The sequence below is a fragment of the Bacillus sp. UNC437CL72CviS29 genome, assembly GCF_000482345.1.
Classification (GTDB): Bacteria; Bacillota; Bacilli; order Bacillales; family Bacillaceae_G; genus Bacillus_A; species Bacillus_A arachidis.
The window spans coordinates 13,151-28,834 of record NZ_AXVB01000010.1 but is presented as its reverse complement, the minus strand read 5'-3'; the positions used below and the strand labels follow the sequence as shown (position 1 = coordinate 28,834).

11 protein-coding genes, 1 pseudogene and 1 riboswitch are annotated in these 15,684 nt (G+C 34.1%); of the genes and pseudogenes, 6 read left to right on the top strand and 6 right to left on the bottom strand.

Annotation, left to right across the window (positions count from 1 at the left end; genetic code table 11):
• Positions 1-165: 165 nt before the first annotated feature.
• On the bottom strand, positions 166-1,299 hold the full coding sequence (locus tag M014_RS0110605) for an aminotransferase class V-fold PLP-dependent enzyme (RefSeq protein ID WP_026591705.1): 1,134 nt from the start codon (positions 1,297-1,299) through the stop codon (positions 166-168).
• A gap of 525 nt (positions 1,300-1,824) precedes the next feature.
• On the opposite strand from M014_RS0110605, the gene M014_RS0110600 reads away from it, so the two are divergent.
• From M014_RS0110600 to cyoE, 5 genes and pseudogenes are all read left to right on the top strand, one after another.
• The gene (locus tag M014_RS0110600) at positions 1,825-3,840 is read left to right on the top strand and encodes a class I SAM-dependent methyltransferase (RefSeq protein WP_026591704.1); all 2,016 of its coding nucleotides are present in this window, start codon (positions 1,825-1,827) and stop codon (positions 3,838-3,840) included.
• A 418-nt stretch (positions 3,841-4,258) separates the two neighbouring features.
• Positions 4,259-5,149, top strand: coding sequence for an ABC transporter ATP-binding protein (locus M014_RS0110595; RefSeq protein WP_026591703.1), 891 nt, complete (start codon positions 4,259-4,261; stop codon positions 5,147-5,149).
• 37 nt (positions 5,150-5,186) lie between these two features.
• Complete coding sequence (locus M014_RS0110590) at positions 5,187-6,707, top strand: hypothetical protein (RefSeq protein WP_051588573.1); 1,521 nt, start codon at positions 5,187-5,189, stop codon at positions 6,705-6,707.
• A gap of 21 nt (positions 6,708-6,728) precedes the next feature.
• Positions 6,729-7,534: pseudogene (locus tag M014_RS30460) on the top strand (DUF4097 family beta strand repeat-containing protein).
• A gap of 273 nt (positions 7,535-7,807) precedes the next feature.
• Positions 7,808-8,725, top strand: coding sequence for a heme o synthase (cyoE, locus tag M014_RS0110580; RefSeq protein ID WP_026591701.1), 918 nt, complete (start codon positions 7,808-7,810; stop codon positions 8,723-8,725).
• Between the two features lie 121 nt (positions 8,726-8,846).
• Here cyoE and M014_RS0110575 read toward each other — a convergent pair whose 3' ends face one another.
• The 3 genes from M014_RS0110575 to M014_RS0110565 form a co-directional block, all read right to left on the bottom strand.
• Positions 8,847-9,938, bottom strand: coding sequence for a sensor histidine kinase (locus M014_RS0110575; RefSeq protein ID WP_026591700.1), 1,092 nt, complete (start codon positions 9,936-9,938; stop codon positions 8,847-8,849).
• Entirely contained in the window at positions 9,935-10,654 is a 720-nt protein-coding gene (locus tag M014_RS0110570; RefSeq protein WP_026591699.1) for a response regulator transcription factor, read from the bottom strand. The genes M014_RS0110575 and M014_RS0110570 overlap by 4 nt, the downstream gene beginning before the upstream one ends.
• A 146-nt stretch (positions 10,655-10,800) precedes the next feature.
• On the bottom strand, positions 10,801-12,030 hold the full coding sequence (locus M014_RS0110565; protein WP_026591698.1) for an aspartate kinase: 1,230 nt from the start codon (positions 12,028-12,030) through the stop codon (positions 10,801-10,803).
• 229 nt (positions 12,031-12,259) lie between these two features.
• Positions 12,260-12,446: riboswitch (Lysine riboswitch) on the bottom strand.
• A 415-nt stretch (positions 12,447-12,861) separates the two neighbouring features.
• On the opposite strand from M014_RS0110565, the gene M014_RS0110555 reads away from it, so the two are divergent.
• The gene (locus M014_RS0110555; RefSeq protein ID WP_026591697.1) at positions 12,862-14,124 is read left to right on the top strand and encodes an MFS transporter; all 1,263 of its coding nucleotides are present in this window, start codon (positions 12,862-12,864) and stop codon (positions 14,122-14,124) included.
• A gap of 44 nt (positions 14,125-14,168) precedes the next feature.
• Here the strand turns inward: M014_RS0110555 and M014_RS0110550 are convergent, their stop codons facing one another.
• Positions 14,169-14,630 (bottom strand): hypothetical protein, encoded by a 462-nt coding sequence (locus tag M014_RS0110550; protein ID WP_026591696.1) that lies wholly within the window; start codon positions 14,628-14,630, stop codon positions 14,169-14,171.
• Between the two features lie 381 nt (positions 14,631-15,011).
• On the bottom strand, positions 15,012-15,413 hold the full coding sequence (locus M014_RS0110545; protein WP_026591695.1) for an SMI1/KNR4 family protein: 402 nt from the start codon (positions 15,411-15,413) through the stop codon (positions 15,012-15,014).
• Positions 15,414-15,684 lie beyond the last annotated feature (271 nt).

Here is a 15,684-nt window from a genome sequence, read left to right as displayed (position 1 = left end):
ACGGGGTTAAAAATATAGTTGTTTAATCTTGATGTAAGATACTTCACTACACGAAAAAATATAACAATAAAGGCGTTTGAAAATCTAAGTTTTCTTCAATAATAGCACCCTTTAGCAGAATAACAAAACAATCCCTAATTCAGGGTTGTTTGAGTAAATATTTGCTTAATCCCCGTTTGTCAAGATTGCAAGCTCATCTATTACGTATTTTATTTCATCTTTAATGTTATAGAAATGAGGGGCAATTCTTATTACATCCTTTCTTACAGAAACAATAATTTTTTTGTCTCTTAACATCCCCTCTACTTTTGATGCATTTTCAACATGAAAAGACATTAGACTCGTTCTATTATCAGTAGATAATGGTCCAATGAGATGCAATCCTTTTTCTTGTCCATAAAATATGATAAATTGGGTTAACTCTTTTAAATATGTTTCAATATTGCCTATCCCAACCTCAAGTAGCAATCTTAATGCCTCATAAGCTGCATAGATACTTATAAAAGAAGGCGTCCCCGTTTCAAAACGACGAGCCCCCATTGCAGAAACAGGGTTATAAATGTCAAATGAAGATGCTTGTTCTTGTCCAAACCATCCAGTAACTCTTGGTTTTAATTGCTCTGCCAGTTCTTTTTTTATATACAAAAAAGCTACGCCGGGAATTCCTAACATGTATTTACGAGTTCCCGTTGCTAATATATCAATCTTCATCTCTTTCACATCAATCGGAATATGTCCTGCTGATTGGTAAGCATCAACGAATAAAAGCGAGCCTTTTCTATGCACAATATCAGCAATCTCTCTAACGTTTTGCTTATAACCGTTGTAATAGTTCACATGTGGAATACATGTAATAAGCGTATCAGTTGTTATTTCTTTTTCATATTGTTCCAGAGGTATTTCCCCATTGGATGAACGAATTACCGAAATATTATCCTTAAATGGTTCTTGTGCAAACCATATATGACTGACAGTTGGAAAATCTATATCCGTAAACACGATTTTATTTTTCTCTTGCTGATAAGGGAGGGAAGTTGCAATTGCAGAAATAGCATCAGAAACAGAACATAATACAGCAACCTCATCTGTTTCAGCTCCAATAAGTTCAGCAAATTTCACCCTAGTCTCCGCCACTTTACTTATCGCTTCATTCCAATTACTACCTGACAGTAGTAGGCTATTCTGATATTCCTCAATAGCTCTTGAAACAGGCTTTGCCAATGCTCCTTGGGAACAACTAGCTAGATGTGTATGAGTAGCTAATATAGGAAATAATGTGCGATAAAAATCATGGTTCAATTCCTTTCCCCCCTTTTCTTCACAACAAATAATTCTATATGTGAATTTTAAAATCCTTCTTTCGCTATACGGCCCGATTGTTGAATAGAATGACCCGTCTTTTTTTAATGTAGTGTAGTGCATTGAGAAAAAAGACAAATCTTTTACGAAAAATAATGCCTTCTTTCTACATGAAGAGTAAGAATTTATTCGTTTTTAATAGACTTAGGGGGAATAAATCATGTTCGTTGCTTATTCAAGAAAAGACCCATTAGTTGAAAAGGTTTGGGATTCATTCACACAAAATCTAATATCCTAATATCTACCGAATCAATGTAGCTTATATCTTCTCTTAGGTCCCAGAGTTTTACTTTGGATGTTTTTTTATGTTTCGTAAATTGGAATACTGTATATAATCAAAAAATAACAGCTAATTGTATGATAGACTGGAATTTGAAATAACATGTATGTGCTAATTATTCTATTAGGATACATATGTATTTGTTTTGTAGATGTTTCTGACAGAATGTAAAAGGAGAGAAAAGTATGTTACATAGTTTATATGCAATAGAAGAAGCACGAAATGGAAACATATATACGAGAGAAGCAAATATATGGTTAGGGTTTTTATTAGAAGAATTTGGGGCGGTAAGTATAGAAAGAAATTACCGGAGTGTATTAGAGTATGTGGAACGGACGCTAAGGCATTTAGAAAAAATGAATGTTTCATATGGTATTCGTGCGCGTGTAGAAACTGTATTGTGCTGGAGTGAAGTATCGAAGTGTGGTTCTGTAACGCAGCGCAAGAAGTGGAAGGAGTTAGGGGTATCATTTTTAGTACATAACGAAGATTCAGCGGATATTTATAGACGATATTTTCCATATGATGATGTAACATGTGCACTTATTCGTACACATGGATTAATAGGGCAAGTTTTACGAGGTGAAGTATCCATGACTTCTCACGAAGAATTGGTAAGGTTATGGCAGCAAGGAGCGATTCCAAAAGATGAACTGCGTGAAGTGCTTCGCGTTTTAAATGAGTGTATTATCACTGGGGTATCTGATAAGTTATGGAAAAGAGTACAAGGAGAGGTATATGAACGTATTGAACAAATACTTTGCGGAGAACTGATTGAATATAGTGTAAAAGATCGAATTCGGCGGTTACGTACAAATGCTTCACCTAATGATACATATTTTATCCAAGAGTATGAGTCAATTATGAATGATAGGTTAGAAGAAATGTTCACAGTACTATTTGATTATGACCTTTGGTATGTAGAAGCAGCATTAACTCATTTTAGCTTTGAAGAATTCGTAAAAGTATTTGTATTAGCCTATCAAAATATCATTCAAAACAATGTAGATCATATCAGTTTTCAGCCACTTATGGATGCATTGTATTACGAGAGAGAGGGAGAAAAATACTTAAATATTTATACGAAACGAGCAATCGAAAAAGTATTGCGAAGCGTATCCGTAGTAGAATTGCTAGATATGGGTCAAATTCCTCAATCCGAAATGTATCCTGAATTAAAGGAAATAGAAAATGTATTGACAATTGGTTTTGGAACAAGTGAAGTTGGAAAAACGCTCATCGAATTTTGTTTAGCTTGTAAAAAAGAAAATAATGTTCATTATGAGCAAGCTGTTATGATGTTATGTGAAATATTTGGTTTACGCCGTGATGCGTTTGATCGGTTGGAAAATGAGGACGAATATCTTTCACATATGAATGGGAGTGTAGATGATAAAGTCACGGTTCTTCCATATGTAGTAGGAGATATAATAGTAGAAATTGGTCCCGGTGGGGGCGCAATGATGAATAAATTTAAAGAAGTTTATCCGAATAAATCGGTTATTGGTGTAGATTTGTCACGAAATGTAATTGAAAAGTTAACAAATGATAAATACGAAAAAGGCTACGACTGGGAAGTTACACTAGGCGATGCTTTACACCTTACTGATACATTTCATCCAGAAAGCATTTCTACAGTTCATTGTGGCTCAGTGAATCACGAGATCTTTTCTTATGGAGAAACAGAAGGTAAGAAGTTTAATGTTGCAACAATGGAACGTTTAGTGAAGAGTGTATTTCAAATATTGACCCCTGGTGGACGTTGGATTATTCGTGATGGAGTAAAAACAGAAAGTGAAGAATGGTGTGAATTGCAATTTCATGATGAAACGGCTATGCCTTTTTTAAAAAACTATCAACGTGATTTTAAAGGACGAGAAATTAAGGCCAATATATTAGGTGTGGATCGAGTAAGGATGCCAGTTAATGATGCAATGGAATTTTTATATACGTATACGTGGGGAGAAGAAGCATATCCACATGAGGTACAAGAACAATTTGGTGTATTTACACTTCAAGAATATATTGATTTTGTAGAGAGCGTTGTAGGTTCAGAGAATGTAAAAGTAATTGAGGCCAAGCAGTATCTTTTAGAAGGTTATATAGAACACCTATCGCAAAAAGTTACATTGTATGATGAACACGGTGAACAAACAGCATTGCCAAATAGTACATGTTTGATTGTGTTTGAGAAAAGATAAAAGAGAAGAAATTATGTTTTTTACTAAAGGATAGAAGATGAGGCTAGCAAAATTCGATTTCACCGCCTCTTTTCAGAAAAGATTCTGAAACGGATTTACATATAATCTGTTTCGGAATCTTTTTTTATGAGCATGTATAAATTGAGCTTTAGAAATTATATTTACTAGTTTATATTTTAAACTAATTTTCTCTGGATTTTACTTAGATTTTACATTCACTACCTACAATAAAAAAGAAAACGCAAGTGATGAAAAATTGCACTTGATTTATTTTGCTATTCGCGGGCAGTAATACTCCTATCGCAAGGAGGAGATCTACTACCTGTAAAAGCCCGATTGGTGGGAGTTGATAATAAGTGAGGGATGAAGAAAAAATCACTTATTAAAGTTTCACTTTATAAGATGAGGAGGGAATGTGATGGAGTTAATAATTGATCACGTAACAAAGAAATACGGTGGGGAAGTAGCGTTGAATGATTGTAGTTTACATTTAAAGCCTGGGGTATTAGGACTTTTAGGACCAAACGGTGCGGGGAAGTCTACACTTATGCGGATTTTAGCAACAATTGAACAACCGACGAATGGCAGTGTGATATGGGATGGGGAAAATATTCAAAAGAAACCGAAATTGTTACGTTCACAACTCGGATATTTACCACAAGAATTTGGTGTATATCCAAATATGAACGCAATCGAGTTTTTAGAGTATATAGCAGCGATGAAAGGTTTATCAATGAGCTCTTCAAAAAAGCGTATCAATGAACTGCTTGAAGCGCTGAACTTAATGAATGACCGGAAACGACTATTAGGCGGCTATTCAGGTGGAATGCGGCAAAGGGTTGGAATTGCACAGGCGTTATTAAATGATCCGAAATTATTGATTGTAGATGAGCCGACAGTTGGATTGGATCCTGAAGAACGAATTCGGTTTAGAAATTTATTATCTACTCTTTCTACGGATAGAATCGTTATTTTATCGACGCATATTGTAACGGATATTGAATCGATTGCGAGTGATATAGCTTTATTATCAAAAGGGAATATATTAGCCCATATGCGTCCTGAACAGCTATTAAAGCATGTGGAGGGGAAAGTATGGGAATGGGTTATACCAGCTTCCGAGTTACATAATGTTCAAAAGAAATATATAGTAAGCAGCGCAATTCACCGGAGTGATGGAATTCATGCGCGCATCGTTTCCAGCAATGCCCCTAGTGCTAAAGCACATATAATCGCATCCTCTCTTGAAGATGCTTACTTATATTATGTTTCTTCGAAAGGAGGGCATAAAATTGAACAATGTATATAATCTATTTTATTTCATTAAAAACAATTTAATTAGACAAATGAGAAGTTATCCATTTTTAATTGTAATTGGATTAACGATTTTTTTTGGGTATACTTGTGTGCCGGCAGCTTCAGCAGGCTATGAAATATTTTATCTTGGTGGAGTGAGGGGGATATATAATTCAAATTGGCTTGGCGGTATGGGAGCAATGACTTCTACTTTATTTATTTGGCTGCTTGGTTTTTATATGTTAAGAAGCCAAATTTCAGACGATCAACAGTTAGGAGTAGGGCAATTGATTGCAGCTTCACCTATAAGCAAATTCCAATATATTTTTAGAAAAACGATTTCTAATTTTATTGTTTTAGTGGCCATTGAGATGGTATTTATCATTGCTTTTATGGTAATGCAATTTATACGTGGGGAAGATCTTTTGTTTCAATTAGGTGGTTATTTATATCCACTCTTTTATATTGTATTTCCTTCGTTATTGCTTCTAGCGGCATTCACAACCTTTTTTGATGTGTTTCCTGGTTTAAAAGGCGTAGTAGGTAATATTGTGTTCTTTTTCTTGTGGGTGTTATTAGCGATTATGTCGTTTGAAATGCCGAATCGTTATTTAGATGTATTTGGTTTAGGAATCATTCGTTCTGATATGATACATGATGCAATGAGAGAATATGAATTTTTAAGAGGAACAAATGGTGGAGGATTTGGGTATAACCCAGTAGAGGGAAAGATTAAAATATTTCACTGGGATGGATTGACTTGGGATGTAGAAATACTTGTAACAAGTTTAGTTTGGATTGGAATAGCGATGTTATTAATTTGGCTAACGTCCTTTGTGTTTAATAGATTCTGTACATTTACTGAAGTGAAGGGAAAGGTAAGCGAGTTTGAGGAGAATAAGGAAACGATCGCTATGAATGAACAAAATCATAATTCTTTTACATTCACTTCTATAATGAAAACAAAGAACATTAGTATGTTTCGTTTAATTAAAGCGGAGCTATCGATTATGTTAAAAGGCTTTTCGATTTGGTGGTATGTAATTGCGATTGGGCTTATAGCGTTTGGATTGATATGTCCGGTAGATATATCAAAAGGATGGCTACCTATTATTATAATTTGGCCAATTGCAATTTGGTCACAAATGGCAACTAGAGAATGGTTTTATAGGACAAATCAAATTATTTATTCAAGTTGTTCTCCTTTGTATAAGTTTTTTGCGACGTGGATTTCAGGGGTTATAGTAGGGTTTATCATCTCTAGTGGTATTATCATTCAGTTAATATTAATTGAAGATATTTCATTTTTGCTTTCTTGGCTTATCGGTATAGTATTCATTCCAACAGTAGCATTGGCACTTGGGATATGGGCTAGGACACGTAAACTGTTTGAAGTATTGTATGTAATTTTATGGTATGTAGGACCAGTAAATCATCTCCCCTATGTAGATTTCTTAGGAATATCAACATCATATGTGTTTTTGTATAGTACGTTATCTGTTTTATTACTATGTATCGCACTGACCGGACAGTTACAGCAAGTGGGAAGGTTACGGTTAATATTCAAATAAGTATGCAAGGGGAGTGAGGGAATGAGGATGATCAAAGGGAAAATCTATATGTTTTCCTTTATAAGTGTAATGATTCTATGTTTAGTAGCCTGTGATACAAAAGCGAATGAAGCGTCTGTATCCAAAAAATTTACTGCGAAAAATATGAATGAAATTTATATAAAAACAGTAGGAGAAAATATTAAACTTCATTCTACAACAGACAAAAATATTAAAGTTAATATAGGAGAGGTGAAAGATACAAAGGTAAAAGAAGAAGGAGAGAGATTAGAGATTATCACAGAGAATTCATCGGCTATTTTGAACTTGAAAACAGCTACTGTACATGTATATCTTCCTGAAAAAACATATAAAAAAATAAATGTTAAAACAGAATCAGGAGAAGTAGTAGGAGAGAATATAGCATCGAAACAATTGGATTTGTATAGTGATTCAAGTGATATAACAATAAAAAATTATAAAGGTGGCAATATAAAAGGCGTTTCTAAATCAGGGGGGATTACGTTAAGGGGAGTAGAAGGAGAAAGTTTGATATTCAAAACGATACGGGAGTGGTGAATGTATCCGGTGCTTCAAATTTAAAAAATGAAAGTAAAATAAAAACCGAATCATCTAATATAAATATTGACTTTAAGAAAGAGCCGGAAAATCTAGAGATTGACCTGTCGACGCGTGCGGGTCAAATAAAAAATGAATTTTCACTCTCAACTGCTGAAAAAGGAGACAATCATAAAGTAAAAGGTCGTATAGGAACTGGAAAAGAGAATGATACAAAGTTAATAGTGCAGTCTATGACAGGAACGATTGAGTTAAAGCGTGATAAGTAGCGAGAGTATGAAACAGCTTTTAAAAAGTTTGATTATAAAAAATATATTCTGAATGAGGTCTTTCACTCTGCTTTAGAATATGTTTTTACTGTATAAATCTCTTTTTAGTTGTGTTTATTTCAGGGTTTTCGCATTCTCATAGATTAACCGTCACCAGTGTGCGGTATATTCTCTTTTTCTTGACATGTATATCATATAGTATTAATATACCGGGGAGTATATTAATACTATATACATTGTAGAAACGTCTAATGAAAAGGAGTACAGGGTGTCATGGGAAGGAAAAAAGAATTAACAAATTCGAAACGACAGTTATCGGATATTTTAGCCCAAACGGTTAAAACCGGGATTATTAAATCAAATTTGGTCCCGATGTTTGCTGGGTTAACGTTGGCTTTATATAAATATAAAATGAGCCCGCTTGAAAAAATTCCGGAAATTATATTTGCTATGATTGGCTCGATTTTAATAATAGGAGCAGCAGGAGCTTTTAACAATTTGTATGATCGTGATATCGATTCGATTATGGAGCGAACTAAAAGTAGACCGACTGTAACGGGAGAAATTAGTCCTAAAGCTGTGTTATGGCTTGGGATATTAATGACGATTTCTGGTTTAGTATTTCTTGCGCTAACTACATATTTAGCAGCGTTATTAGGATTTTTAGGGTTGTTTTTGTACGTCGTACCGTATACAATGTGGAGCAAAAGAAGAACAATTTATAACACGGAAATCGGAAGTGTTTCGGGAGCAATGCCGCCACTCATCGGCTGGGCCGCTATGTATCCGGATATCACACATCCAGCTATTATTGGTCTTTTTATCATTATGATTATTTGGCAAATGCCTCATTTTTATGCGATAGCAATTCGTAAACATGAGGAGTATAAAGCTGCAAATGTTCCAATGCTTCCAGTAGTAAAAGGGATTAAAAGAACATATATACAAACGAATGTGTATTTAATGATTTTAATTATTATCAGTGTTCTTTTAGGTTCGTTAAGCATTGGTCTAATGTTAGTGTCACTTCTTTTAAGTATTGTATGGCTTGCATTAAGTATTTACGGCTATAAAAAAATGGATTCAGAGAAGTGGGCAAAATCATTGTTTATTTTTTCGTTGTTCCATATGACGATTTTATTTTCAACCATTATTATTTATTCTCTAATAGGCGTCTTTTTCGGAAGTTGAGAATAGGTTAATCTGCAAAGTGTAAAAAAACAATTTCTCCTGTATAAAAGGGGAAATTGTTTTTTGTTATGTTTATATAGGATTGAAAACATTTCACTTTAATAATGCCCTTACAATAAGACTATCGGTTTGAGAGTATAATATGAATTTTTGAGCCTTTACCGATTTCACTCGTTACATGAATCGTTCCACTATGTGCTGTTATAATTTTATGAGCAATTGTCATTCCGAGACCTGTGCCCTCGCTTGAAACATTTGTGGTTGTTCCACGATAATATTGTTTAAATAAGTTTTGAACGGTTAGTTCATCCATACCGGCACCTGTATCTTCTATTGTAATATGTATATCTTCTTGTAATAGAATAGAGGTATGGATTTTTGTTTCCGCAGGATTGTGTAAAATGGCGTTCATAAACAAGTTTTGTAAAGAACGGTGGAATAATTTTGTATCAATCGGAATTATTATGTTTGTTTCATCTGCTTGAAAACTAAAATGATAGTGCTGAGAGCGTGGGTCATTTGTTATGTCAGCTATTAATCTTCTGGTAAATTCAACAATATTTACTTCCTCTTTTTTTAAAGGAATCTGTGAATCTTGAAGACGGAAAGAGAGATTTAAGTCTTCAATTAATTCTTTCATATGATTTCCTTTTTGCTGAATTTCTTGCAAGAACTTCTCTTTTTCTTCTTGGCTCCAAGTATGATCTGGCGATAGCATAAGTGCGCTGTATCCTGTAATATAGGTAAGTGGCGTTTTGAGATCATGAGAGATTCCTGCCATCCATTCCCGTTTCATTTTCTCAAGCTGTTCCCGTTCATTCTCTATTTCTCGTAATCTATTTGTTAAATGTTCTATATTTAGAAAGACGTCTTTATATAAGCGATAAGGTCCTTTTAACTTCCCTGTTTTTTTCTTGTACATTTGTTTTGTACTTTCTGGTATCACGTAAGAACCTTCTGCTAGTTGGTTAATCCAAGAAATCATTCGAAATAAAGGTTTGCCGATATGCCATCCATACAAAATAGCGCCCAAAATAAGAGTACATACAAAGAGGCAAAAAACAATAAGAGCTTCTGTGTCTTTGTTATCTTTGTTTATTCCGATAAGAGGTAGTATGCCTTCCATAAAAATAGCCATAAAAATACCCATAAAAAAAGTACCGATACATAAACTACGAATAAAATGAAAGCCTAGCCTGAAACCAATTTTCATTTTTGTTGCTCCTTAGTATGCGGGATAAATTTATAGCCAATTCCTCTCAAATTTACAATGTATATAGGGGATTTAGGATCTGCTTCTATTTTTTTACGTAATTTGGAAATATGCATTACTACTGTTTTATCATCACCTATGGAAGTCAGTCCCCATACTTGTTCGTACAATTGTTCAGCAGTAAAAATTCGATTTGGATGTGTGCATAAGAATGTAAGTAATTCTAGTTCTTTAGCAGTGCAATGGACAGGTTCACCGTTTACTGTTATCAGTCCCTCGCTTGGATATAGAGAAAAGGATTCAAAATGTAGCTTCAAATTTTCTTCATGGCGATGTTCTTGTATCATATTTTGTCTACGTAATTGGACATTGATTCGGGCAGCAACTTCTAAAGGATTAAATGGTTTCGTTATGTAATCATCCCCGCCAATTCCTAGTCCTGTTAATTTATCTAAATCGCTAGAGCGGGCTGTTACAAATAAAATAGGAGTATTTGTGTAATTGCGGATTTGTCTACATAGTTCAAATCCGTCTATATCGGGTAGCATCACATCGAGTAAGATGATATCAAATGGACGGCCTTTAATGAGGTTCAACGTTTCGGCTCCATTTATAGCTGTTGTTATATGCGTGAAGTTTTCTTTCTTTAGTGTAAGTACTAACATATCTAATATGCCTTGTTCATCATCAACTAAAAGGATTTTTTCTGTTCTCATTATGGATCCACCTTTACATGTTTTTCGAATCTGTTAGAAAGATATTTGGAAAATATTTCACATGTAATAGTGTAACATAATATTATTTTGCTAGATGAAAAAATAACAACAAAGAAATATTCCTTGTTGTTATTTTGATAATCAAATTAATTCATTTGTACCATAGGTTCAATTTTTGCCATAAATGATTGATGAAGTGCTTCTACACTATCTACTAAATTAAGGCGATCAATGACAACAGATACTTTAATTTCAGATGTACTTACCATTTTAATATGAATATTTTCATTCTTTAATGTAGAGAACATACTAGCAGCAACACCTGGATTAGATACCATACCAGATCCAACAATTGATACTTTAGCTAGATGATTTTCATATTCTACAGACTCATAGTGAAGTGCTTCTTGATTTTGTTCTAATACTTCTAATGTTTCTCGTAAGTCATTTGAGTGAATTGAGAAAGACAAATGAACAGTACCTTCATTTGTAATACTTTGAATAATAATATCAACATTAATATGGGCTTTAGCTAATGTAGAGAAAACAGTTGAAAGCGATCCTTGTTCTAATCCTTTAATTGTTACGCGTGTAATATTATCTTCAAATGCAATACCCTTAACGATCGATTGTTGTTCCATGTTACATTCTCCCCTTACAATTGTTCCGTTTTCTTGTTCCATACTTGAACGAACTTCTAAAATTACATTATGATTTTTTGCGAATTCAACAGCACGTGGATGGAGTACACCAGCTCCGAGATTTGCGAGTTCTAACATTTCATCATAAGAAATTTCATCTAATTTATATGCGTCTTTTACAACTCGTGGATCAGACGTGTATACACCTGTTACGTCTGTGTAAATATCGCATTTTTTCGCTTTCAGCGCAGCTGCTAATGCAACAGCAGTTGTATCAGAACCACCGCGGCCAAGTGTTGTAATTTCGTTTTCTTCGCTTCGTCCTTGAAAACCAGCGACAATTACAATTGTTCCTTCTTGTAGATGTGATTGAATACGTTCTGTATTAATATCAGTAATCCGTGCGCTACTATGCACAGATTCTGTAGTAATACCAGCTTGCCAACCAGTTAGTGAAATAGCGTCGTACCCTTTTGCTTGCAGTGCAATTGTTAATAAAGAAATGGTAACTTGTTCACCAGTTGTTAAAAGCATATCCATTTCACGTTTACTCGGATTTTCGGTAATAGCGGTAGCAAGTGCAACGAGTTCATCTGTACTTTTTCCCATTGCAGAGACAACTGTAACAACACCGTGTCCTCGTTCATATTCTTCAATAATTAAATTTGCTACATGTTGAATGCGCTGAATACTTCCAACAGAAGTACCACCGAATTTTTGAACAATCGTTTCCATTACAGATTCCTTCTTTCATCCATTTTTATTAATTGATCAGGAAAGGTGTAAAAACATATAAAAGAGATGTATAAGTCCCTAAATATTCCTGTAGTTACCGGAAAGAAAAACAAAAAAACACCATCTCAAATAAGTGAGGATGGTGCTGTTACAGGAAAAGGGAAACAGAAAAAGGAGCTAATAAAAAAACCGCCAAAAAAGAATATCATATAAAGCATGATATCTCTTTTTTGTAGATAGCTCTTCATATATACACGTCTGTATATATGACAGTTCTGTTTCTATTCGAAAACAGCCCCAATTGATAAATGCAGAGAAATTTATCAATTTCGGCAATACTTCCTTTCTTCTAAACTCATTGACATCTCTGTGTCTCCTCTAGAATACTTATAAGCACTGCAACCTCTATCTCACGTTTTGGGCGAGAGTGTTTGGTTTATGAAGTTATTTGGTAACATTTGTTTTATAATAATTAAAATATTTTAGGAAATCAAGTGCTTTAATAATATTTTGAAAATTAAGTATATTTATTTTCGGTTATATGGTTTATGTATACTGGCATAATTGAATTGTTCGGTGTAAGTAGATGATTAGAAATATGTTGGAAACTATTGGGGGGCAAGGGGTGATAGTGGTTCTATATAGTTGTTTTATTGCCCCTATATCAATTATACAGTGTAGTTCTGTATAGTATATTTTATGAATTGAATTTAGTATAAATCGAAATATTAGTAGTTTACATATCTAAAGACTTAATTATTAGAAAAAAGGGAAAATTAAATGTATAATAAAAGGAAAAAGAAGGAAGATGTTTAAGGGAAGGGGATACATATGCAAGGAGAGGTGCAAACAGAAAATAAGGGGAGTTATGTAAGTAATTTATTGTTGCCTGTTACAAAATCACGCCATTTTACTTTCTTATGGATCGGGCAACTTCTTTCCGTTCTAGGAAGTTCTATTACAATGGTAATTCTTCCAGTAGTCGTATATACATTGACTGGATCAACAGTTGTTATGGGAACGACGATGGCTATGTATATGCTACCGAATATTCTTGTCTTACCGTTTTCGGGGTTAATCGTTGATCGTATAAATCGAGTTAAGCTAATGTTATTTACCGATATTGTTCGATGCATATTGATGATAACCCTTGCGGTGCTTATGTTTACAGATACTTTAACAATCACGATTTTATATGTTCTAGTGGCAACATATGGACTAATGGATGGGTTATTTCAACCGGCATATGCAGCAGTGAGAGCAAGGGTCTTTGTACCGGAAATTCGGAATGCGGCTAACGCATTAACACAAATGAGTAATCAAGGTGTTCGTTTAATAGGTCCAGCGCTTGGTGGTCTTATTGTTTCGGTTGCCTCAGCGGGAATTGGGTTTGGTTTAGATGCATTGACTTATTTGTTGTCTTTTATTTGTTTATTGTTTTTAAAAGATGTAACAGCTAAAAAAGTACAGGAACAAACAAATCAAAAAATGAATTTCAAAAAAGATTTTACAGAAGGGATTGTTGTATTAAAAAGCCATCCATGGCTTTGGATTACAATTTTAGCATTTTCATTTATTAATATTTGCCACGCAGGAATTATCGTTGTATTAATCCCTTGGCTATTTAATGTACATCATCAGTTTGAACCATTTGTCTATGGGATTGGAATGGCATGTTCTGGAGCGGGTGCTGTTGTGGCAGCTCTTATTTTTGGCGGGAGACAGAGGTGGCATAAACGAGGATTGCTTGCCTATGGGGGTGTCCTCATTAGCGGGATGTCACTTTTACTAATGTCTTTCGTTTCATGGGCGCCAGGATTAGTAGGGTTAATGGCATTAGAGGGGTTTGGGATTATGATTTTCGGTTTAATATGGGAAACGAGTTTGCAAGAACTTGTACCAGAAGAAGCATTCGGAAGGGTAGCAAGTCTGGATATGTTAGGGTCTTTTGCATTATTACCGTTAGGGTATGTAGTTGTCGGTTGGGTGGCGAATATAATTGGTGGTACGGTGACGATTACGATTTTAGCTATCGCAGCAATTGTCGTAGTGGTAATCGCACTACTTGTTCCGAGTATTCGTCAATTTGATTAATTTACGTTTACAAAAAATAAGTAAGCTCTGCTAAGCGGCAGAGCTTATTCTTCATGAAATACAAATGTTTGTGTAAATTGCTTTTCTGCTTTTTCTGGGTGACCGTTATAACTAAATTGATTTTCCTCCCAGCTAATCACTACGTCAAATGAGTTAGCGTCTTCATATAATGGGAATTTCATTTTTGTAAAACTAGTTTGGCTATATGACACGCTCATATCAGATTTGTTGAAAGGCTTGAAAGCAGCTTTTGATTTTGGGTTATTGTGACGTATTTCAACTGATACATTAGATACGTCTTTTCCGACATTCTTTACAAGTAAGCTGTATGTATGAAACGTATCTTCTTTTGACTGAAGTGCTTGAGGATTCTTAGCCTTATCAACTTTAATATACCACTGCTTAGATTTTGATGTAACAGGTAGTTCTGCAAAAGTGAAGGCGCTAGTTTGAAGTGGAACTGCAAAACATATGAAAGTAAGTAAGAATAATATTTTTCTTTTCATGTATCATTCTCCAATTTGCTATAGCTGATTGTTTTGATTTTGTTAGCATTTGCTACTTGGAAAGGAGTTATGCACGCATATTTGATTGAACAATTATAGAAAAGTGGTATTGCATTCTTTTTTCGTTTGTGGATGGAAATGGATATATCAGCGCCCAAAAGATTGTGTAGAATTTTTCTGCACAGTCTTTTAGTATTTAAATATTTTAAAGAATATGAAATGAATTGGTTACATTTTACAAATTTGAAGGGGATTCATGGGTTAGTAAAAGAAGAAAGGTTTTAATGAATAAAGGTTAGAAAGTAAGTTTAATTAGAGAAAAACATTCCGCAGCTGCACTAGTGGAATGTTTTTCTGTTTTTATATCAAGTAAATACTAGCTTAAAGTTCTTTCGAAAATATGTTTTGAACCAATTCTGTAAAGTTCTTTTCCTCTCTTGGTACAATTGATAAGTCTTCATGCCAAACCTCAATAATTCCCCAGTTATTGGTTATATGAAAGCCTATAGCATCACCGGCAAAGTTATCACCAAATAGTAAAACATTTTTCAGTTCTGGATTGTCATCTACATCATATATTTCATCTGCTTCAATAAGTCCTCCGTAGAACATAAAATAGGAATTAGAAACAGATCCATAGCCCACTTCCTGTAAGAAGGAAATATAATCTTGGGGTACACCGTTAAGCATGGATTCTTCCTCAATAATGGAATCAGTTAATGTACTAAAATCATATTCAGTTGGTGCATCATGAATCTTTTTAATAATATCTTTGTATACCATATGTACACACTCCAAACGTATTTTGTGTAGCTAAATATTATAAATTTATCTGTATTGTTAACCTTGATCTTTCTTATAAACCAAAAATCTTATGTGACTCGCTTATTTATCTGTTATATTACTAGTTCTAGAGATAAACACAATGGAGTTGAGGCTATCATTAGCACAATACAAAATTTCTATGTAAATTAACTATATTGGATAAAAAAGAAAAATCAATACAATTTCATTTTGAAAATATAGAAAAAGTCTAGTACCACATTTTATCCCG